The sequence below is a fragment of the Nocardiopsis sp. NPDC055879 genome (genome assembly GCF_053615935.1).
The window spans coordinates 15,122-36,037 of sequence record NZ_JBSHCT010000021.1 but is presented as its reverse complement, the minus strand read 5'-3'; the positions used below and the strand labels follow the sequence as shown (position 1 = coordinate 36,037).

Annotated in this window: 17 protein-coding genes; 12 read left to right on the top strand and 5 right to left on the bottom strand. The window is 69.9% G+C overall.

Annotated elements, in window-relative coordinates; translation table 11 throughout:
• Window positions 1–46: 46 nt before the first annotated feature.
• Window positions 47–1,054 (bottom strand): GTP 3',8-cyclase MoaA, encoded by a 1,008-nt coding sequence (gene moaA / locus ACWGKS_RS23325; RefSeq protein WP_358506371.1) that lies wholly within the window; start codon window positions 1,052–1,054, stop codon window positions 47–49.
• Window positions 1,055–1,410: 356 nt separating this feature from the next.
• Here moaA and ACWGKS_RS23320 point away from each other — a divergent pair, with 356 nt between their 5' ends.
• Window positions 1,411–2,232 (top strand): alpha/beta hydrolase, encoded by an 822-nt coding sequence (locus ACWGKS_RS23320; RefSeq protein WP_358506368.1) that lies wholly within the window; start codon window positions 1,411–1,413, stop codon window positions 2,230–2,232.
• 24 nt (window positions 2,233–2,256) lie between these two features.
• A complete protein-coding gene (locus ACWGKS_RS23315; RefSeq protein ID WP_358506365.1) occupies window positions 2,257–3,246 on the top strand; it encodes an aminoglycoside phosphotransferase family protein in 990 nt (329 codons plus the stop codon).
• 28 nt (window positions 3,247–3,274) lie between these two features.
• Here ACWGKS_RS23315 and yczR read toward each other — a convergent pair whose 3' ends face one another.
• On the bottom strand, window positions 3,275–4,735 hold the full coding sequence (gene yczR, locus ACWGKS_RS23310; protein WP_358506363.1) for a MocR-like transcription factor YczR: 1,461 nt from the start codon (window positions 4,733–4,735) through the stop codon (window positions 3,275–3,277).
• Between the two features lie 155 nt (window positions 4,736–4,890).
• On the opposite strand from yczR, the gene yczE reads away from it, so the two are divergent.
• The 5 genes from yczE to ACWGKS_RS23285 all read left to right on the top strand — a co-directional run bounded on the left by yczE (window position 4,891) and on the right by ACWGKS_RS23285 (window position 13,750).
• Window positions 4,891–5,568 (top strand): membrane protein YczE, encoded by a 678-nt coding sequence (gene yczE, locus ACWGKS_RS23305; protein ID WP_358506360.1) that lies wholly within the window; start codon window positions 4,891–4,893, stop codon window positions 5,566–5,568.
• Window positions 5,569–5,949: 381 nt separating this feature from the next.
• Window positions 5,950–7,755 carry a glycoside hydrolase family 15 protein gene (locus ACWGKS_RS23300; RefSeq protein WP_358506568.1) on the top strand — a complete coding sequence of 602 codons (1,806 nt, stop codon included), beginning with the start codon at window positions 5,950–5,952 and terminating at the stop codon, window positions 7,753–7,755.
• A gap of 203 nt (window positions 7,756–7,958) precedes the next feature.
• On the top strand, window positions 7,959–9,581 hold the full coding sequence (locus ACWGKS_RS23295; RefSeq protein WP_358506357.1) for a serine/threonine-protein kinase: 1,623 nt from the start codon (window positions 7,959–7,961) through the stop codon (window positions 9,579–9,581).
• 100 nt (window positions 9,582–9,681) lie between these two features.
• Complete coding sequence (locus tag ACWGKS_RS23290; protein ID WP_358506355.1) at window positions 9,682–10,356, top strand: uracil-DNA glycosylase; 675 nt, start codon at window positions 9,682–9,684, stop codon at window positions 10,354–10,356.
• Between the two features lie 133 nt (window positions 10,357–10,489).
• Complete coding sequence (locus tag ACWGKS_RS23285; RefSeq protein WP_358506352.1) at window positions 10,490–13,750, top strand: NACHT domain-containing protein; 3,261 nt, start codon at window positions 10,490–10,492, stop codon at window positions 13,748–13,750.
• Between the two features lie 31 nt (window positions 13,751–13,781).
• Here ACWGKS_RS23285 and ACWGKS_RS23280 read toward each other — a convergent pair whose 3' ends face one another.
• On the bottom strand, window positions 13,782–14,588 hold the full coding sequence (locus tag ACWGKS_RS23280; RefSeq protein WP_358506349.1) for an SIR2 family NAD-dependent protein deacylase: 807 nt from the start codon (window positions 14,586–14,588) through the stop codon (window positions 13,782–13,784).
• 165 nt (window positions 14,589–14,753) lie between these two features.
• Here ACWGKS_RS23280 and ACWGKS_RS23275 point away from each other — a divergent pair, with 165 nt between their 5' ends.
• Window positions 14,754–15,632 (top strand): sulfotransferase family protein, encoded by an 879-nt coding sequence (locus tag ACWGKS_RS23275; RefSeq protein WP_358506346.1) that lies wholly within the window; start codon window positions 14,754–14,756, stop codon window positions 15,630–15,632.
• Here ACWGKS_RS23275 and ACWGKS_RS23270 read toward each other — a convergent pair.
• The gene (locus ACWGKS_RS23270; protein ID WP_358506343.1) at window positions 15,623–16,222 is read right to left on the bottom strand and encodes a TetR/AcrR family transcriptional regulator; all 600 of its coding nucleotides are present in this window, start codon (window positions 16,220–16,222) and stop codon (window positions 15,623–15,625) included. The two genes, ACWGKS_RS23275 and ACWGKS_RS23270, sit on opposite strands and share 10 nt — an antisense overlap.
• 68 nt (window positions 16,223–16,290) lie before the next feature.
• On the opposite strand from ACWGKS_RS23270, the gene ACWGKS_RS23265 reads away from it, so the two are divergent.
• Together ACWGKS_RS23265 and ACWGKS_RS23260 are read left to right on the top strand one after the other, a co-directional pair.
• Window positions 16,291–17,208, top strand: coding sequence for a DMT family transporter (locus ACWGKS_RS23265; RefSeq protein WP_452454800.1), 918 nt, complete (start codon window positions 16,291–16,293; stop codon window positions 17,206–17,208).
• A complete protein-coding gene (locus ACWGKS_RS23260; RefSeq protein ID WP_452454799.1) occupies window positions 17,205–17,360 on the top strand; it encodes a hypothetical protein in 156 nt (51 codons plus the stop codon). Before ACWGKS_RS23265 ends, ACWGKS_RS23260 begins: the two co-directional genes overlap by 4 nt.
• Window positions 17,361–17,371: 11 nt before the next feature.
• On the opposite strand, the gene ACWGKS_RS23255 is transcribed toward ACWGKS_RS23260, so the two are convergent.
• The gene (locus ACWGKS_RS23255) at window positions 17,372–18,196 is read right to left on the bottom strand and encodes an aldo/keto reductase (protein WP_452454798.1); all 825 of its coding nucleotides are present in this window, start codon (window positions 18,194–18,196) and stop codon (window positions 17,372–17,374) included.
• 227 nt (window positions 18,197–18,423) lie between these two features.
• Between ACWGKS_RS23255 and ACWGKS_RS23250 the strand changes: the two genes are divergently transcribed.
• The gene (locus tag ACWGKS_RS23250; RefSeq protein WP_452524040.1) at window positions 18,424–19,581 is read left to right on the top strand and encodes a PucR family transcriptional regulator; all 1,158 of its coding nucleotides are present in this window, start codon (window positions 18,424–18,426) and stop codon (window positions 19,579–19,581) included.
• Window positions 19,582–19,678: 97 nt separating this feature from the next.
• On the top strand, window positions 19,679–20,890 hold the full coding sequence (locus tag ACWGKS_RS23245) for a cytochrome P450 family protein (protein ID WP_452524038.1): 1,212 nt from the start codon (window positions 19,679–19,681) through the stop codon (window positions 20,888–20,890).
• The last annotated feature ends 26 nt before the right edge of the window (window positions 20,891–20,916 follow it).

The following is a 20,916-nucleotide window of genomic DNA, read 5'->3' as shown; positions in this document are numbered from 1 at the left end:
GTCGCGGGCAACCGAATATTCGCGGTCGCCGGTCGGGGCGGGCGGGTCAGCCGCCGATCGCGGACATCGGGCGGGCCGGTTGCAGGAAGCTGGGGTCGTTGATGCCGTGACCGGGCAGCTTGCTCGCCACGGCGGCCTTCCAGCGTTGGGCGATCTCGTCGTCGGTGGCGCCCTCGCGCAGGGGCGTGCGCAGGTCCGACTCCTCGCGGGCGAACAGGCAGTTGCGGATCTGGCCGTCGGCGGTCAGTCGCACCCGGTCACAGGCCCCGCAGAAGGGTCGGGTCACCGATCCGATGACGCCGACGGTGGCGGTGCGACCATCGGGGAAGTTCGCACCTCGTACGTGGAACAGCTCGGCCGGGGCGCTGCCCCGGGTGTCGGCGTCGGCGGCTTCGAGGTCGAACTCGGCCTCCAGCCGCTGAAGGATCTCGTCGGCGGTGATCATGTTGTCGCGCCGCCAGCCGTGTTGGGCGTCCAGCGGCATCTGCTCGATGAAGCGCAGTTCGTAGCCGCGTTCGATGCAAAAACGCAGCAGGGCGGGCGCTTCGTGGTCGTTGATGTCGCGCATGAGCACGGTGTTGACCTTGACGGGGGTGAGGCCGGCGTCCGCGGCGGCGGCCATCCCCTCCAGGACGTCGTCCAGGCGACGACGTCGGGCGAGCTTCTCGAACACGACGGGGTCGAGGGTGTCGAGGGAGACGTTGACCCGGTCCAGCCCGGCCTCGGCGAGCGCGGGGGCCATCCGGGCGAGCCCGATGCCGTTGGTGGTCAGGGCGGTGCGCGGGCGGGGCTCGTGATCGGTGGTGCCGGCGACGATGCCGGGCAGGCCGCGCCGCAGCAGGGGCTCGCCACCGGTGAAACGGACCTCGTCGATGCCCAGACGAGTGGTCCCGATACGGACCAGTCGCAGGAGTTCCTCGTCGGTGAGCAGTTCCGGTTTGGGCAGCCACTCCAGGCCCTCAGGAGGCATGCAGTAGGTGCATCTGAGGTTGCAGCGGTCGGTGAGCGAGACCCTGAGGTCGGTCGCCACGCGCCCATAGGAGTCGGACAGCACAGGCGGTCACCCTCTCCAGTCTGAATTGCCGAGTAGGCGGTACGCCAATTTGCACCCACCCGAGGGATACCCACTCAACAGCGTAGAAGATCCACTTTCACGGTGAGTAGTCTCAATCGCGCCTTTTGCCGCATTTCGTCGGTGACCACCAGGATCTCCGCCCACGTGTGGACCTTCACCCCAAGGAACAACGCGAATCGTTGTCCGAACGTTTCCGAAGAACCGCTTCATGTGTCCTCTCGGCGGCCGGACCGGCACCACGGGTGATGACATCGCCGTACCCGATGCCCCATGCTCTACCGAGGACGACGGTTCGATCGTCCCAGAGCCGCACGGCGACAAGGAGGCAGGACACGGTGATCAGTACACGCGAGTGGGCCCTGGCGGGCGGGCCCGACGGTTCGGCGAAGCTGGCGGCACGGGCCTGGGCGCCCACGACGGGTGAACCCACCTGGCTGGCCGTCCTGGTGCACGGCTACGGCGAACACCTGGGCCGCTACGACCAGGTCGCCGAGGACCTGTGCGCGGCCGGCGCGGTGGTCTACGGCGCCGACCACCGCGGACACGGACGGTCCTCCGGCGAGCGCGTCCTGATCGACGACTACGCCGGTGTGGTGGAGGACGTCCACCGCGTCGTCACCCAGGCGCGCACCGCCTACCGCACGATCCCCTTGGTGCTGATCGGCCACTCCATGGGCGGCATGATCGCCGCCCGCTACGCCCAGGTGTACCCCGAGTCGTTGCAGGCACTGGTGCTGTCCGGGCCGGTCCTGGGCCGTTGGACCGCGGCCGAACGGCTCGCCGCCGCCACGGAGATCCCCGACGACCCCATCGACCCCTCCGTCCTGTCCCGCGACCCCGAGGTGGGGCGGGCCTACCTGGCCGACGAACTGGTCTGGCATGGTCCGTTCAAGCGCACCACGGTCGAGGCGCTGCTCACCGAACTGGAGCGCGGCAACGCGTCCGGGACCGTGGGTTCGCTGCCCATGCTGTGGGTGCACGGCAGCGAGGACGCGCTGGTCCCCGTCTCCGACACTCGGGTGGGGATCGAAAGGCTCGCCGGTGAGGACTTCACCGCGCGGATCTTCCCCGGCGCCCGGCACGAGGTGTTCAACGAGACCGACCGCGACGAGGTCCTGGCCGAGGTGATCCGCTTCGCCCACCGCTTCACGAACTGATCCCACAACGAGGAGCCGAGGCGCATGACCATCCCACCGCCGACGTCGGAGTCCGGACGGCACGACGAATCGTACGGCCGCTCGATGCCCTCGCTCACACCACCGCCCTCGGAGGTGGCGACCTCGCGGGAGGTCGTGCGCGCTCTGCTGCGCGAGCAGCACCCGGACCTGGCCGATCGCGAGATCACCGACCCTGTCGAGGGCTTCGACATGGCCGTGTTCCGACTCGGTGAGGACCTCGCGGTCCGACTACCGCGTCACCGGGAAGCGATCGCCTCGTTGGCGGTGGAGGTCCGGTGGGTGAGGGAACTGAGCGAAGGGTGGACCTTCCCCACGCAGCGGATCGTGCGAACGGGTGTCCCGGGTGAGGAGTTCCCCTGGAATTGGGCCGTCACGTCCTGGCTTCCCGGCCGGAACGCGGCACGACACCCCCTGGAGGCGTCGGCGGCGCCGGACCTGGGTCGGGCCCTGGCCGAGATCCACCGGCCCGCGCCCGCCGACGCCCCGTTCGATGTCGAGCAGAGCATTCGGCTCGCCGAGCGGGATCCCGTGCTCCGAAGGTTTTTGCGGACCCTGCCCTCGGTGGGGGCGGGGCGGGGACCGATGGTGGACCCGGGCGCCGTGGAGGAACTGTGGGGGCGGGCGCTCGCGGTGCCCGACGACGCCCCGCGGGTCTGGATCCACGCCGACCTGCACCCGTTCAACGTGATCTCCGACGAGGGCCGGTTCGGCGGCATCATCGACTGGTCCGACATCGCGCGAGGGGACCCCGCGGTGGACCTGGGTTTCCTGTGGTTGCTGCTGCGGCGCGACGCCGTGGGCGAGGCCTACCGGGCCTACGGCGGCCTCGACGAGGCCACGGAGGCACGGGCGAGGGGGATCGGGTTGGTGAAGGCGATCACGCTCGCCGCGGTACCGAAGGCCGAGGTCGCACGGGTCGGGTGGCGGGCGCTGACGGAACTGGGTGTGGCGGTTCACGATGGGGACGGTGCCCGGCAAGGGTCCGGTCCCTGACCGATCCGACCTTTTGAAGGGCCGGCCCTCACACGTACAGGCGACCGCGCGGCTGGGCGGGGTGGGCCAGGATCTCGGCGTAGGCGGCGGCCAGGCGGTCCACCGCGTCGACCATGACCTCAGGCGGGCGGGTGTAGGCCAGGCGCAGGTACCGCTCCAGGGTCCCGTCCGCGCCGAAGACCGGCCCGGCCGCCGGGTGGACCCCGTGCCGGATCGCGGTGGTGGACAGTGCGCTCGCCACCGGCTGTGGCAGCGTCGCCCACAGCACGAGTCCTCCCCCGGGCACGCTCGGCCGCCAGTCGGGCAGCCGCTCGCGCAGGGCGCGCAGGAGGGCGTCCCGGTTGCGGCGCAACTCCCGACTGCGTTCGGCGCGGATGCGCAACACGTCCGCGAGCAGGTGGGTGGCGGTGAGCTGGTCGTGCACCGAACCGGCCAGGTCGAAGCGTTGGCGCACCTGCATCAGCCGGGTCACCATCGGTGGAGTGGCGCGCACCCAGCCCACCCGCAGCCCACCCCAGAACAGTTTGGCCACCGACCCCACGGTCAGCACCCGCCCGTCGATGTCGTGGGCGGCCACCGGGGCGGGCAGGTCACCGGAGTCGATGGCCAGTTCCGCGGCGGACTCGTCGACGATGAGGTGGGTGTTGGCGCGACGCGCCTCCCGGACCAGGACGCCTCGTTCGTCGTCGTCCATCAGCGCGCCGGTGGGGTTGTGGAAGTCGGCGACCGTGTACGCCACGGCCGGTTTCCACTGGCGGAACGCGTCCACCAGGTACTCCATGTCCCATCCCTGCGGGGTCACCCCCGTGGTGCGGATGCGCGCCCCGTTGCGGCGTGCGGCGTCCGGCCCATGCGGGTAGGTGGGCGACTCCAGCAGCACCTGGTCGCCCTCCTGGACCAGTAGGTCCATGGCCAGGGTGATGCCCTGTTGGGCGCCGTTGGTGACGAAGATCTGTTCGGGTGTGGTGGGCAGTCCGCGCTCGACGTAGCGACGGGCGATGGCGTGGCGTAGTTCGGGCAACCCATAGGGGTAGTAGCCCATGCCGGCGACGTGCGCGGCGAGCTGTTCCGAGGCGTGGAAGGAGGCCTCGCGCAGTCCCGCCACGGCGGGCGGGGCGGCCACCCCGAGGTCGATGTGCTCGGTGGCCGGCGCGAACGTGGAGGGTTCGTGGCTTCCGGAGTCGGGCAGGACCGTCCAGCTTCCGGCGCCCTGCCTGCTGTCGAGGTAGCCGTTGTCGCGCAGCCAGGCGTAGGCGGCGGTGACGGTGTTGCGGCTCAGCCCCAGGGCGGTGGCCAGGTCGCGTTCGGCCGGCAGGCGGGTGTGGGTGGGCACACGACCGTCCAGGACCAGGCCACTGATGGCGTGGGCGATGGCAAGGTAGTAGGGGCGTTCGACGGGCGCCTCGCCGATGAGACGGGCGAGCAGACGCCCGTTGATCCGTCGGGTTCCGCCTCCGGTTCCGGGACGGTCGCTGCGCGGTTTTACCAAAGGGGTCCACCTCGGTGGGTCTGAATCAGACCACTTGTCCTGATTGGCTCTTCATTTCCGGGATTTCTTGGTCCACGATACCGATGTGGCTCCCCCTGGTTGATTGTCATCCAATGACAGGATGACTTGCTTGAGATGACTTTGAAAGGAAGGCCGTGTCCAGTACGGTCCGCACCCTGGCGTCCAGGATCCTGATCACCCCCGCGCTGCCGCGTCCGCGTCTGCGCCGCCTGGTCCAGCTCTACCTGGGCCTGTACCTGTTCGGGCTCAGCGGAGCCATGCTGATCCGCTCCGACCTGGGCGCCACGCCCTGGGACGTGCTGCACCAGGGCCTGTCCCTGCAGACGGGGCTGACGATCGGCACCTGGAGCGTGATCATCGGCGCGCTGTTGATGCTGCTGTGGATCCCGCTGCGCCAGAAGGCCGGGGTCGGCACGCTGAGCAACGTGGTCGTGATCGGGCTTTCCACGGACCTGTCCCTGTGGCTGCTGCCCACCACCGACCTCATGTTCTGGCGGGTGACGCTCCTGGTGGGGGGCGTACTGGTGTGCGCGGTGGGGACCGGCTGCTACATCGGGGTGGGACTGGGGCCCGGGCCCCGGGACGGACTCATGACCGGGTTGGCCGCGCGCGGGCTCTCCGTTCGCCTGGCCCGCACACTCATCGAACTGACCGTGGCGCTGGCCGGTTTCCTGCTGGGCGGCACCGTGGGGATCGGCACAGTGGTGTTCATGGTGGCCATCGGCCCACTGGCACAGGTGTTCCTGCCGATGATGCGAATGCCGGAGCCGACCTCCCACGGCGAGGGGAATCCGGAGCAGACACCTCGATGATCACCACGACATAACTTCTCCACGGAAAAACTCCCCATTCCACCTCATACTTCCGCGCACCGGCATATGCACGTGCACCCAAGGGTGGCGACGACCCCGTGGAGCGTGGAAGATGGGGATCGCGGTAAACGGCGAGGGTCGGGATCGACACTTTCTCCCACCGTTCTTTTCGGCTGCCCTCACTTGGGCACATAACCGGGTGAGGCGGCGACGGACGACCGGGGGAACTGTGGCCCGAACAGCGCCCCGACCCATGGAGAGGTCGGGCGACGAAACCCCGAGGGGGCGTGCGCACGGACGTGCGCACCGCGATTCGCGACGGCGCGATGCCCCTCGTTCGGTCGGGGACATCAGCGCCTACCGCATACTCGTGACGACGTGATGGGGGTGTGCCGCGTGCCCGGCCGGATTGAAGACTACGCAGTGATCGGCGACATGCAGACAGCCGTGCTGGTCGGTCGCGACGGTTCCATCGACTGGGCCTGTCTGCCCGACTTCGACTCCTCCGCCTGCTTCGCCGCCCTGTTGGGCGACGAACAGAACGGCCTGTGGAGCCTGCGCCCCACCGGTGGCACCACCCACGCCGACCGGCGCCGCTACCGGGGCGGCACCCTCATCCTCGAACAGGAATGGGACACCGAGACCGGCACGGTACGGGTCATCGACTTCATGCCACCGCGCGGCGGCGCCCCGCACATCGTGCGAATCGTGGAGGGTGTGCGCGGCACGGTGGAGATGAGCACGGCGATGCGCATCCGCTTCGACTACGGGCACGTCGTCCCCTGGGTGCACCGGACCGGCTCCGAACTGGTCGCCATCGCCGGCCCCGACGCCGTCTGGCTCAGCAGCCCCGTCCACCTCAAGGGGCACAACTTCACCCACGACGCCACCTTCACCGTCAACGAGGGCCAGCGGATCCCCTTCGTGATGACCTGGCACCCCTCCCAGGTCGAGGAGTCCGACCACCTGGACGCCGAGAAGGCGCTCTCGCGCACCGAGCGCTTCTGGGAACAGTGGGTCAGCCAGTGCAGGTACGAGGGCCCCTACCGGGAGGCGGTGGTGCGTTCCCTCATCGTGCTCAAGGCCCTCACCTACCAGCCCACTGGCGGTATCGTCGCCGCGCCCACCACCTCCCTGCCCGAGGACATCGGCGGGGTCCGCAACTGGGACTACCGGTACTGCTGGCTGCGCGACGCCACCATCACGTTGGAAGCCCTCATCCGTTCCGGGTACAAGGACGAGGCGCAGGCCTGGCGCGAGTGGCTGGTCCGCGCGGTCGCGGGCGAACCCCAGCTGATGCAGATCATGTACGGCATCCGGGGCGAACGACGGCTCACCGAGTGGGAGGCCGACTGGCTGCCGGGCTATGAGGATTCCAGCCCGGTACGGATCGGCAACGCCGCCGTGGGCCAGTACCAGCTCGACGTGTACGGCGAGGTCATGGACGTGCTGCACCTGGCCAGACGATCCGGGATCCGTGGCGGCGACCACCTGTGGGGGTTGCAGAGGTCCCTGGTCAACTACCTGGAGTGGTGCTGGGACGAACCCGACGAGGGCCTGTGGGAGGTACGTGGACCACGGCAGCACTTCGTGCACTCCAAGGTGATGGCGTGGGTGGCGGCCGACCGCGCCGTGCGCAGCATCGAGGAGTTCGGCAAGGAAGGGCCCATCGAACGATGGACGGCGCTGCGCGACACCATCCACGCCGAGGTGTGCGAATACGGCTACGACCCGCAGCGCAACACCTTCACCCAGTACTACGGCAGCAAGGAGCTGGACGCCGCCCTGCTGCTCATCCCCGAGGTCGGGTTCCTGCCCTACGACGACCCCCGGGTCATCGGCACCATCGACGCGGTCCGAAAGGACCTGATGGTGGACGGGTTCGTGCTGCGTTACCGCACCGACCTGGAGGACTCCGCCGACCAACTGCCCGGTGACGAGGGCGCCTTCCTGGCGTGCAGCTTCTGGATGGCCAACGCGCTGCTGTCCATCGGCCGCCAGGACGAGGCCAGGCAGTTGTTCGAGCGGTTGCTGTCCTTGCGCAACGACGTGGGTCTGCTGGCCGAGGAGTGGGACCCGCGCTCGGGGCGGCAGGTCGGCAACTTCCCACAGGCCTTCAGCCACGTGCCGTTGGTGACCACGGCGCTGAACCTGGAGGACCGCCAGGGCGGCTGGCGCGCGGAGTAGCGATCTCGGCGGAACGGAACGCCCTCGTACGCTCGGCGCGCGGGTGCGTTCGTCGTCGGTCCGACGTGCGAGTCGGGCCTCAGGTGCCCGCGGACACCTCGAACACCGTATCGGGAGCGGTTGTACGCTTACGCCCCGTAGGCCATCGTGACCGCCATCGGTCAGGGGCGAGGGTTTTTCAGTCCGATCGCAGGGGGTCACGCGTGCCTGAGGAGAGGGTCCTGGGCGGCCGATACCGCCTTCTGTCCAAGCTGGGCGCGGGCGGGATGGGCCAGGTCTGGCAGGCCGTGGACGAGTTGTTGGATCGACCGGTCGCGGTGAAGCTGATCCAGCCCGGACGCGCGGACTCCGACGAGGTCGCGGCCCGATTCCGCCGCGAGGCACGGCTGACCGCACGCCTGGCGGGACATCCCAACGTGGTGATCCTGCACGACTTCGGTCACGACGCCGGGGGCGTGGTGTTCACGGTGATGGAACTGGTGCCGGGACGTCCGTTGTCGGAGATGATCAAGGACAACGGCCCGATGCCGATCGACCTGACGGCGTCGCTGGTGTCGCAGGCCGCGGCGGGGTTGAGCGCGGCGCACGCCGCCGGGATCGTCCACCGGGACGTCAAACCGGGCAACCTCATGGTGATCGAGGACGGCCCCGACGGGCCCGGGCTGAAGGTACTGGACTTCGGTATCGCGGCGGTGGTCGCGGCGACCCAGAACGACCGCATCACCCGGACGGGACAGGTGATCGGTACCCCGCTGTACATGCCCCCCGAGCAGGTGCGCGGGGACCGTGTGGACCGGGCCGGGGACCTGTATTCGCTGGGCGCCATCCTGTACCAGATGCTGACCGGTGAGCCCCCGTTCCACAGTGACCGCCCGCTCACGGTGCTGCGCATGCACCTGAACCAGAAGCCCCGGCGACCCTGCGCGCTGCGCCCGGAGATCCCGCCGGCGCTGTCCGAACTGGTGACGCAGATGCTCGCCAAGAAGCCCGAGCAACGCCCGGCCGGGGCCGAGGAGGTGCGTGACCGTCTGGCCCCGCACCTGCCGTACCGGTCCACTCCGATCCCGGTCACCAAGCCGGCGCCCACCCCGCCCCGCGCACAGCAGGGACAACAGCCGGAGATCAGCGGCGACGCGCACCCGATCCGGCTCACGGAGTTGGTGGACGCCGCCAGGGACCGTGTCGACGAGGGCGACTTCGACACCGCCGCCGAGGAGCTGCGCACCCTGATCCCGCTGCTGCGGGCGGTGTACGGGGCCGACCACCCGGACACGCTGCGCGCCCGCCGTCGGGAGGCGTACGCCACCGGCAAGGGCGGCGACCACGGCGAGGCGGTCACCGGGTTCGAGACGCTCCTGCCCGACCTGATCCGGGTCTACGGGACGCGCCACCCCGAGACCCTGGCGGCCCGCTACTACCTGGCCACCAACGCGGGCCGGGCGGGCGACCACGTCCTGGCCGCCCGCACCCTGGAAGCGCTCCTACCCGACCTGGTCGCGGTCGGTGGACCCGACTCGACCAAGGTGCTCACCGCACGCCTGTACCTGGGGTTCGAGGTGGGCGAGGCCGGCGAGTCGGGCCGCGCGGTGGACCTGCTCGGCACGCTGATCCCGGACCTTGCCCGACTGCGCGGCGCGGACGCCCCGGTGACCCTGCGCGCCCGCCACTACCGCGCCGCCTACCTGGGCTACGACGGCCGCCCGGCGGAGGCGGTGCGCGAGTACGAGGCGCTGCTCGCCGACCACGTCCGCGTCCACGGGGAAGAGGCCGAGAGCACTCGTGGCATTCGCACCCACCTCACCCTCTGGCGCGCCCACACCCCCTGATCCTTCGAGGCCCCAAGGGTTCCGTGGCGATCGTGCGAAAACCACCATCGATCGGCGGAATCGGACGCGGGTGTCGGTGGTGGGCACTAGTGTTCTGGCCATGTCATCCAGGGACCTGAACGAGATCATGGACAGCGGCTGGGCGAAGGCGCTGGAGCCGGTCGCCCCACAGATCGCCGCGATGGGCGACTTCCTCCGTCAGGAAGTGGCCGCCGGGCGCACCTATCTGCCCGCGGGCGACCACGTCCTACGCGCCTTCCAACAGCCCTTCGACGAGGTACGCGTCCTCATCGTGGGTCAGGATCCCTATCCGACCCCGGGCAACGCCGTGGGGCTCAGTTTCTCCGTCGCCCCCGACGTGCGTCTGCCCGCGAGCCTGCGCAACATCTACAAGGAGATGGGCGAGGACCTCGGCGTGCCGATGCCCTCCAACGGCGACCTCACCCCCTGGACCGAGCAAGGCGTCCTGCTGCTCAACCGTGTGCTCAGCGTGGCTCCGGGCAACCCCGGTTCGCACCGAGGCAAGGGCTGGGAGGCCGTCACCGAACAGGCCATCCGCGCCCTGGCCGACCGCGGCCGGCCGCTCGTGGCCATCCTGTGGGGACGCGACGCCCGAAACCTGCGGCCACTGATGCCCGGGGTCCCCTGCGTGGAGTCCGCCCACCCCAGCCCGATGTCGGCGCGCAACGGTTTCTTCGGTTCCAGGCCGTTCAGCAGGACCAACGCGTTGTTGGCCGAACAAGGCGCCGAACCGGTGAACTGGCGGCTGCCCTAGGCACTCCCATCCCCTGGGAGCCCTCACGCAAATTCCACCCTCGAACACGAACCAGCCCACGGACTCGGTGCCTCCCCCGGCGCCGGGTCCGCCGCGTTCCACCCCCTCGAACCCGGAAAGGCCACCCCCGGCTATGGCGAGAAGACTCGGCTACGAAGACGCGCTTCGGACCCTCGGCGAGAACGACTCCGAGGTCCTGGACCTGGCGGAGAAACTCGCCGACGGCGGGTTGGGGCTGATAGGCGTCCCGGACCTGTTCGGGGTGCGCGGCGCGCTGGTGGGCAAGGGACGCAAGGCTCTGGAGGGCATCCGAGACAAGCTCAAGGGCCAGAGCCGGATGTCGCGAACGGAGAAGATCTCGGCCGCCTACCAGGTCCTGGTGATCACCTCGTTCTTCGAAGGGGCCGAGGAGGCCTTCGAGGAGGTCGGCCTGCCGTTCGGGATCGACGAACTGGAGATCACCGCCGAGGAGCAGTACACGCTGTTGGGGCGGCACCTGAGCCAGGGCACCCGCGTCCTGTTCCCCTTCACCCACTCGGGGTCGGGCCGCGCGGGGATCGACTGGCCGCTGGAGCGGACCGGCGCCACGGGCGACTTCACGTCCTTCGTGTTCGGACTCGCCGTGGCCGAACGGAACGGGTTCACCCCGGATCACCCACTGAAGGAGAGGTTCCAACGGTCCCTGGCCCGCCATGCCTCGGCCCGGTTCAAGGAGGGGATCCTGCGGTTGGGGGCCGACATCCCCGAGTTCGCCATGTGGCTGCACACGTCCGAACGCGAACGCGACCGGAGGGAGATCGGCACCGGCCTGGCCGACCTGCACGAACAGCTGACCCGGATCGGTTCGGACCGCCCCGTCTCGCGGCGTCGACGGGAGCTCTCCGCCTCCTACCAGGCGGTGCTCAACCGTCCCGTGCTCCGGTCGGACGAGGTCCCCTCCGGGCTTTCCCTGCCCTCGCTACGCGAGGCCTACATCCCCCCGCGCGGGCGCATCACCCTGATCAACAGCGGCAGCTCCCCCGCCCTCGACCGCTGGTGGCGGGAGTTCCCCGTCCAGGACGACCTCCAGACCCTGGTGGCCTCGTTGATCACGCATCCGCGCGCCACCGAGTACCCGGTGGTGGTCCTGGGGCATCCGGGCGCGGGCAAGTCCAAGTTCACCGAGATGCTCGCCGCCCAGCTACCCCCCGAGGACTTCCTGCCCATCCGGGTGGAGCTGCGCTCGGTCAGCCCGAACGCGCCCCTGCACACCCAGATCGAGGAAGGGCTCAACGCCGACCTGCACACCTCGATCTCCTGGCGGGACCTGGCCGACGACGCCGACGGCGCCCTGCCGGTGATCATCCTGGACGGGTTCGACGAACTCCTCCAGGCCACCGGCGTGGACCGCTCCGACTACCTGGAACGCGTCCAGGAGTTCCAGCAACAACAGGAGGCACTGGGGCAACCGGTGGTCGTGATGGTCACCAGCCGCACCCTGGTGACCGAACGGACCCGGTTTCCGTCACTGACCACGGTCATCAGGTTGGAGCCCTTCGACGACGGCCAGATCGAACAGCTCTTGCGGGTGTGGAACCAGGCCAACGCCGAGGCGTTCGAGCGCAAGGGCCTGCTGCCGTTGGAGGCCCGGTCCCTTCTCCACTACCGAGAGCTGGCGGAACAGCCGCTGTTGATGTTGATGCTGCTCATCTACGACGCGCACGGCAACGCGCTGCGCCGGGACTCGGAGACGCTCTCCCACGGCGAGCTGTACGAACGCCTGTTGACGATGTTCGCCAAACGCGAGGTGGAAAAGCACCGCGCCCGCCTGGGCGGACGGGCCCGCGAGGAGGCGGTGGAGGACGAGCTACGCCGTCTGGAGGTCGTCGCGATGGCGATGTTCGCCCGCGGCCTGCAGAGCGTGCGCGCCGAGGAGTTGGAATACGACCTGTCCGTTCTGATGCCCGAGGCGGCCGAACGCCCCGAGGACACGGGCCTGCACGGCACCATCGCCCCCGCCCACCAGGTGCTGGGCCGGTTCTTCTTCGTCCACGAGGACCGCGCCCAAACCGCGGAGGGCACCAGCAGCGCCTTCGAGTTCCTGCACGCGACCTTCGGCGAGTACCTGGTGGCCCGCCTGGTGGTGGCGGTACTGGAGGAACTCGCCGAGGATCGGAGCCGGGCCACGCGCCGACGGAACCGGGCGTCCCGGTTGGACGACGGCGAGCTCTACGCCCTGTCCTCCTTCGCCGCCTTCGCCGGACGGGACAAGGTGGTGTCCTTCCTGGACGAGATGCTCCAAGCCCGTGTGCGGGAGGATCCCGGGCTCGGAGACGACCTGCGGGAGCTGTTGATCGACCTGTTCCGCGAGGCACCCTTCCCCGCCCCCAACCGTTCCTTCGCCGAGTACGAACCCAAGCGGCTGCCGATCGCCACCCGGGAGGCGTGCTACACGGCGAACCTGATCACCCTGTTGGTTCTGCTCACCGAGGAGCCGGTTCCGCTGACGGAGCTCTACCACGACGTGCCGGACCCACGCCAGACCTGGCGCCGCATGGTGGGTCTGTGGCGTCTACTGCCCGCCTCACAGTGGTTCGGGATCCTGGAGACGGTGCGGGTCCGACACCTGGGGTTCTGGGAGAGCCAGGACCCCGTCTCGGTCCTGGAACGCGAGAGGGGCGGCCCGGTCAACCTCGGCGAGTGCACGGGTTTCGAACTGCGCCACGAAGCCCACGCGGCCCCGTCCTACATCAATCCGTACGAGATCGAGATCCCGGCGGGAACGGTCGCGCACCGATTCCTGCGTTCCCTGACGCTGCGGGTCAACGGAACCGGTTCCCGGTTGGCGCTGACCCTCTCCCCCTACTTGAAGCACGTCTCCCACGAACTGGGGAGATTCGTGGCCAAGGACCCCGGGGAGGAGGGGGTCTGGGAGGTGGCCCACGACGTGTTGCGGCTGCGCCTGGAGCCGCTCGACGGTCTTTCCGCGGAGCAGGTCGACGAACGGCTCACCCGCTATCGGCGGTTGCTCGCCTTCGACGCCGGCGGGGTCACCCTGACCGTCCTGCGACAGGCCTTGGAGGACCTGCGTTCCTGGCCCGAGCCCCGGCACGGTGAACAGCGCCAGACCCTGGCCCGGATGGCCCAGGACGCCCTCCGGGAGGCGGGGAACCGCTCCGCCGAGACACCGGAGGTCATGGAGTCGCTCCGTCGACTGCGCGGTGAGATCTTCAGGTTCCTGGAGAGGGACGCGGAGCGGGACGGATTCGACGCGCCGAGCCCCGCCCCACCCGCCGCGGGGACCTTCCGGTACCCGCCACTGCCCCCGGTGTCGTACCCGTCTTCCCCGGTATCGCAGGAACCCGCGGAGGACGCCGACGTTTCCGGTGCGTGGTGGGGTTCCTCCGGATGGTGAGGAGTTCGTTCGACGGACCGGCGCTCCGTGGTCAGCGCACCTGGCCCGCCAGGGCCCTTTTGACCAGGGCGGGGACGACCCGGCCGATGGGGTCGTGCAGCACGGCGCCGGCGTAGTCGTCGTAGGGGGTCGGTTCGGCGTTGATGACGCACAGGGCGGAGCGGGACATCATGGCGACGTCGCACAGCCCCGCGACCGGGTGCACGGTCAGGGACGTACCGATGGCCAAGAACACGTCGGAGTCGCGGGCGGCCTCGGCGGCGCTCTCGATGACCTCGGGGTTCAATCGCTGGCCGAAGGAGATGGTGTCGGACTTTTGGATCCCTCCGCACTCCACACATCGGGGATCGGATTCCTCGTCCAGGCGGGCGAGCACGGCGGGGCTGGGGGTGCGCAGCCCGCATTCCATGCACATCACCCGGAGCATCGTGCCGTGCACCTCGATGACCTGCTCGTCGGGGACCCCCGCGCGCTGGTGCAGGCCGTCGATGTTCTGGGTGATGAGGGCGCGCAACCTGCCCGACGCGGACAGGTCGGCCAGGGCGCGGTGCGCGTCGTTGGGTTCGGCCTTCCACACGCTGTGGGCGCGGCGCGACGACCAGACCTCACGGCGCACGTCGATGTCGCCCATGTAGCAGTCGATGTCCGACAACGCCTGGGCGTCGGGATCGTTGGTCCACAACCCCTGGGGACCGCGGTAGTCGGGGATTCCGGAGTCGGTGGACACCCCCGCGCCGGTCAGGACGGTGATGCGTCGCGCGGACGCGAGGAGTTCGGCGGCGTGCTCGAACCCCTCGGGGTCGGCGAAGCTCGCGGTGTCGTCGGTCATCGAGGCCATACTCCATTCTTACAGCGCCCGTGATCCCCCTTCCGCACGGCCCGCCACGAGTCGCGGGCCCGGGCGGAAGCCGACGTCGTACTCTCGGGTACGTGTGGGGCGGGTGGTCGCATTGCCCCACCGATGCGCACGAGGGGGGCAAAGGGTGCCAAAATGCACACAATCATGAAGCAGTCCTACATTCTCGTGGTCAACGGGACCAAGGTCCAACGCCCGGTGTTCGTACTGGGCGCCCCTCACTCCGGGGTTCCGCTGATCGCCCGTGCCCTGTCCCGCGCGCCCGGCTTCCACGTGGGAGCCGGTTCCTCCGGGGTGCTCAACACCGTGTACGCGGTGGCCAGACGCCCCTCCCTCGCCTCGGAGAAGGCCTCGGCCACCGCGAGCCTGTTCCGGGAGGCCTACGCGGAGGCCTGGCAGCTCACCCCCCTGACCTGCCCGAAGTGTCCGGGCCCCTATGCCCGGGTGCCCGCGAACACGGCCTCCGAGCCGTGTGAGCACAGCTCCAGGGTGCGCCGTTACGGCGACGCCAGCCCCGACCTGCTCTACAGCGCCGGCGCCCTGCACGCGGCCTTCTCCGACGCCCTGTTCGTGCAGATCATCCGCGATGGCCGTGACGTCGTCGCGGACATGTTGGAGGACGAGCTGTCGTTGGCCTGGCTCAAGCCCAGTTTCATGAAGTTGGAGCACGAGTTCCCCAACCACTTCTTCGGGTTGGACGAGGAGTCGGACCTGGAGCGGTTCACCGAGGGATCGACGGCGACCAAGTGCGCGATGCGGTGGCGGGGCGCGTTGCGCATGTCCGCCGGGTTGCGCCGGGAGATCGGCCCAGACCAACTGTTGACGTTGCGGTACGAGGACGTGCGCGGCGGCGAGGTGCAGACCGCCGAGAAGCTGAGGGAGTTCACCGGGGCGCGGGTGTCGGCCGGCGAGCTGCTGAGCGATGACTCGGGGGTGGGCTCGTGGAAGGAGCGGTTGTCCCGCCGGGACCACGGTGACGTGCACGAGGTGGCCCGCAACGAGCTGTCCCGTCTGGGTTACCTCTGATCGGGGCCGTCCGCCCCATGTGCGCGGAGCAGGATCCGGGCGGCCTCCTTCGCGGTAGGCGCGGCGTCGGCGATCCCGGTGACGTTGCGGGCGACCACCGCTCCTTCGTGGAGCATGACGAGGGTGTCGGCCAAGGCGTCGGGCTCTCCGGCTCCGGTCCGCGCGACCAGGGTCCGGTACAGGTCCCGCAGCCAGTGCTTCTGCTCTTGGGCCACGGCGCGACCGGGGTGTTCGGGGTCGGAGAGTTCGGCGTAGGCGTTGACCATGGCGCAGCCGCGTTCGTTCTCCCGGTCCATCCACTCGTCCAGGGCGGCGAAGGTGGCGACGATCCGGTCGATGGGCGGATCGTGCGCCTCCACCCGTGAGGTGAGGAAGTCGCGCCACCGTAGGTCGCGGGCGCGCAGGTAGGCGACGACCAGGCGCTGCTTGGACCCGAAGCGGTCGTAGATGGTCTTCTTGGTGACCCCGGCCTCCTCGGCGATCAGTTCCATGCCCACGACGTTGACGCCCCGGCTGTAGAAGAGCTCGGAGGCGACCTCCAGGACCCGACGGGCGGCGGGTGTGAGCGGGCGCTGTTCGATGGTGTGCATGACGTCTCCCTGATCGGGTCCGGCGACTACATGGCGAGTATACCGACCGGTGTGTTTACCTCCACGGTATGAGTCTCTCCACCACCGCGCCCCGCGCCCCGTCCCGCCGCACCGACCTGGTCACACCGCTGCTCGCGGTGGGGTTGGTGGTGATGTGGAGCTCGGGTTTCGTCGGAGCCGAGCTCGGCACCCGGTACGCGTCCTCCACGACCCTGCTGGCCTGGCGGTTCCTCCTGGTGGCCGCGGCGTTGGTCGCCTGGTGCCTATGGCGGGGCTCGCGCGTGCGCCGTCGCGACCTGGCCCTGCACGCCCTCATCGGGCTACTCGCGCAGGCCGGTTTCCTGTACGGCGTGGTGGCCGCCGCCGAACACGGGGTGTCGGCCGGTACGAGCGCGTTGGTCGCCGCGCTGCAACCGATGGTGGCCACGGCCCTGGCCATCCCCCTGTTGGGCGAATCGGTGCGCGGCCGGCAGGTCCTGGGACTGGCCGTGGGACTGGGCGGCGTGGGGTTGGCGGTTGGCTCCGACCTGTTGGGCGCGCAAGCCGCCCCTTGGTGGGCCTACCTGTTGCCGTTGGGGGCGATGCTGTCGTTGGTGACGGCCACCCTCGTGGAGCGTCGGACCCGGCCCGGCGGGAACCTGATCGAGGCGTTGGCCGTGCAGTGCACGGTCAGCGCGGTGCTGTTCATGGGTCTGGCCTCGGTCACCGGAACCCTCGCCCCACCCATGGAACCGGGGTTCTGGGCGGCGGTGCTCTGGGTGGTGGTGCTGTCCACCCTGGGCGGGTACGGGTTGTACTGGGTCAACCTGGCGCGCACCGGCGTGGCCCGGGTCTCGGCGCTGCTCTACCTCACCCCGCCCACCACGATGTTGTGGACCTGGTGGATGTTCGGCGACCCCGTGGGCCCCGGCGCCCTGGCCGGCCTGGGCGTGTGCCTGATGGCGGTATGGCTGGTGCGATCGGGTACGGCTACGATGAGTGCATGATCTCTACTGTGCTGTCCGTCCTGGCCCTGATCGTCGTGGTCGGGATCTTCCTCTCGATCTTCGTCGGTGGCGCCGTATACGTCGCGCGGACTCGTCGCAACGGAACCGAGGCCATGCTGGCCGGCGCCCGCAGGGTGCGCGAGCTGCGCTGACCTCGGCCCCCTCAACTCTCCAGGGTCTCGGGGTCGGGACCGAAGCGACGCCCCTCGTCGAGTCCCTCGATGCGTTCCATCGCCTCCCGCGACAACTCGAAGTCGAACACCTCGAAGTTGGAGCGGATGCGCTCGGGCGTGACCGACTTGGGAATGACCACGTTGCCCAGTTGGATGTGCCACCGCAGCAGGATCTGCGCGGTGGTCCGTCCCAGTTCCCGGGCGATCTCCACGATGAGCGGATGGTCCAGCAACCGTCCCGAGCCCAAGGGACTCCACGCCTCGGTGACGATGTTGTGCTCGTCGTCGAAGGCGCGCAGTTCGGCCTGGGCCAGTAGCGGGTGCAACTCGATCTGGTTGACCATGGGGGCGATTCCGCCCTCCCTCAGGACACGTTCCAGGTGTGGGCGGTTGAAATTGCACACCCCGATCGAACGTGCCCGGCCCTCGGAGTAGAGGCGTTCCAGCGCCTTCCACGTGGACACGTACCGGTCGTGCCCGGGTTGTGGCCAGTGCACGAGGTAGAGATCGACCACGTCCGTCCCCAGACGTTCGGCGCTGGCGTCGAAGGCGCGCAGGGTGGGGTCGTAGCCGTGGTCGGGGTTGGCGACCTTGGTGGTGACGAACACGTCGTCCCGCGCCAGCCCGGAACGGCGCAGTGCCTCCCCCACACCGGCCTCGTTGCCGTAGGAGGCCGCGGTGTCGATACTGCGGTACCCGACGGCCAAGGCTTCCATGACCGCCGCGGTCACGGCGTCATCGGGTACCTGCCACACGCCGAAGCCCATTTGTGGCATGCGAAGCCCGTTGTTCAGTGTGATGGTGGGAACCGTCATCGTCCTCATCCCCCGTCGGTCCGACCGGCCGATCGCCGTGTACGTCGTCCTTCTTGCTCCCGTATTCGTGGTCTGTTCGACCACTGTGCGCATACTGCCACGTCGGCGCTGGTGCGGACCTGAGGCTGCGCCGCTGTCGGCCGGGCTTTTCACCCGGATGGCCGGACCCGGCCACTCCCGCGCGGGGGGGGGCGATAGTCTGCCCGCCCGAACCCGGGAGGGGACGAATGGGACAAGAGGACCGGCTTCGGGTCAGCGCGGAACTCGGGCGGGACCGTGGCGCGCTGGTCGAGCGGATCGTCACCGAGGTGTACGCGCAGGTGCCCGCCTACCGGGCGCTGCACACCTCGCAGCTGGCGGAGGTCCGGGCGATCACGTCGTGGTTGGTCACCCGTTCGATGGAGCTATGGGTGCGCGGCGCGGACCGGCTTGCGGAGGAGGACGTGGAGCGGCTGCGTGGCATCGGGCGGACACGCGCCGCCGACGGCCGGTCCATCGGCGCGGTGGTGCGCGCGCACCGGGTGGGTTCGGCCGCCGCGGTGCGGATCATCCGGGAGCGGGCGGGCGATCGGCTCGACACCGACGACGTGTTCGCTCTGGGCGAACTCTGGTTGACCTCCCTCGACCAGATCTCCGAGAGCCTATCCCAGGGCCACGTCGAGGCCGCCGACCGTCTCGACGCCGACCGGGAACGGGCCCGCCGCGCCCTGCTCGACGACCTGCTCATCGGCCGCCAGTCCTCCCCCGGCGCGATCCGCGACCGGGCGCGCACGTTGGGCATCGCGCCACCCGACCCGGCGACGTTGGTGGTGGTCGAACCCGACGGGGAGTCGGGCGCGACCGTGGCGACCGGCCTGGACCTGTTGCGGGAGGTGACCGGCGCGGACCCGCTGGTGACCACGCGTTCGGGCCGGGTGGTGGTACTGGTCGCGGCCCAGGACGCCGCGCGCGTGATCGCCGCGATGGTGGAACGGGGCCTACGGGGATGCGCGTTGGCGCCACGCGCGCTCGGCGACATGTCGGCGGCCTACCGGCTGGCGGACGGCGCCCTGGAGACCGCGCCACCCCACGCCCTGGGCGACGACGGTCTGCTCCGTGAGGCCGACGCCTGTGTGCTCGCCCTGCTCAACGGTGGCGGCGTCGCCCCGGCCACGGTGCGCCGCACGGTCCTGGGCCCACTGCTCAACCTCGAACACCGGCACCTGTTGGAGACGTTGGGCGCCTATTTCCGGTCCGGGGCGGCCACCATCGCCGCCGACGAGCTGCACGTGCACGCCCAGACCCTGCGCTACCGACTGCGTCGGGTCCGTGAACTGACCGGTCATGATCCGCACCGTCCCTGGTCGCGATTCGTGTTGGAGACGGCCTGCGCCATCGCGCCCTGAGCCCGCCGTGCCCTGGCCGGAACCCGGGTGCGGAAGGCGGGACGGATGGGTAGGAACCGTGCGGCAATACCGCCCCCCCGTCCGAGGAAGGCCCACGATGACCACCACCCCTCCGCCCCTGCACGGCCCCGAGTTCGAGGCCGACCCGCACCCCGCCTACCGGTGGTTGCGCGAGAACCGGCCGGTACACCGGGTGGACCTGCCCGGCGGCGCGTGGGCGTGGGTGGTGACCCGCTACGGTGACGCCCGCGACGTGCTCGCCGACCCCGAGATGCTCAAGGACCCGTTGGCGGGTGAGCGGACCTGGTTCAAGGCCGGGTTGGGTCTGCCCTACGACCACCGGGACAGCCTGCGGCGCAGCATGGTGAACGTGGACGCCCCCGACCACACCCGGCTGCGTCGGGTGGCGAGCGCCGCCTTCACACCCAGGCGCGTGCGGGCACTGGAGGAGAGCGCCGAACGGGTCACCGCCCGGCTGTTGGACGCGTTGGTCGCCTCCCCCGACCCCGACCTGGTGCGCGACCTGGCCTACCCGCTACCGATCGCGATCATCTGCGACATCCTCGGGGTGCCCGAGGCGGACCGGCCCGAGTTCCACCGTCAGGCCGCGGTGATCGACTCCTCGTCCTACGAAGAGGTCGAGGCGATCGCCGCGACGACCGATTGGTTCGACTCCTACCTGGGGTCGTTGGTGGACGCCCGGCTGGCCGACCCCACCGACGACCTGCTCGACGACCTCGTACAGGCACACCGCGCCGGGGACCTCGCCCGCGACGAGGTGACCTCCACCGCGTTCCTGTTGTTGGTGGCCGGGCACGAGACGACCGTGGCGCTGATCGGCAACATGCTGCTGACCCTGTTGCGCCACCCCGACCGGTTGGAACGCGTCCGCGAGGACCGTTCCCTGCTGGGCCCGGCGATCGAGGAATCGTTGCGGCTGGAGAGCCCGTTGCAGAACGCGACCTGGCGCTTCCCCGCACGGCCCACCACCGTGGGCGGGGTGCGCCTGGAGGCGGGCGAACCCGTTCTGGTGTCGCTGTTGGCCGCCGGGCGCGACCCGCAACAGTACGAGGACCCCGACACCTTCGACCTCGAACGTGGCTCCTCCCACCTCGCCTTCGGGCACGGGGCGCACTTTTGTATCGGGGCTCGCCTGGCGCGGATGGAGGCGCGGGTCGCGGTGGGCGCGGTCCTGGACCGTCTGCCCGGGCTGCGGCTCTCCGTCCCCGAATCCGAGCTGCGCTGGTGGCCGAGCATGATCATGCACGGGCTGTTCGCGCTGCCGGTGACCTTCGACCCGGGCCGGTAGACCGTGTTCCGGCCGGCCGGGTGAAG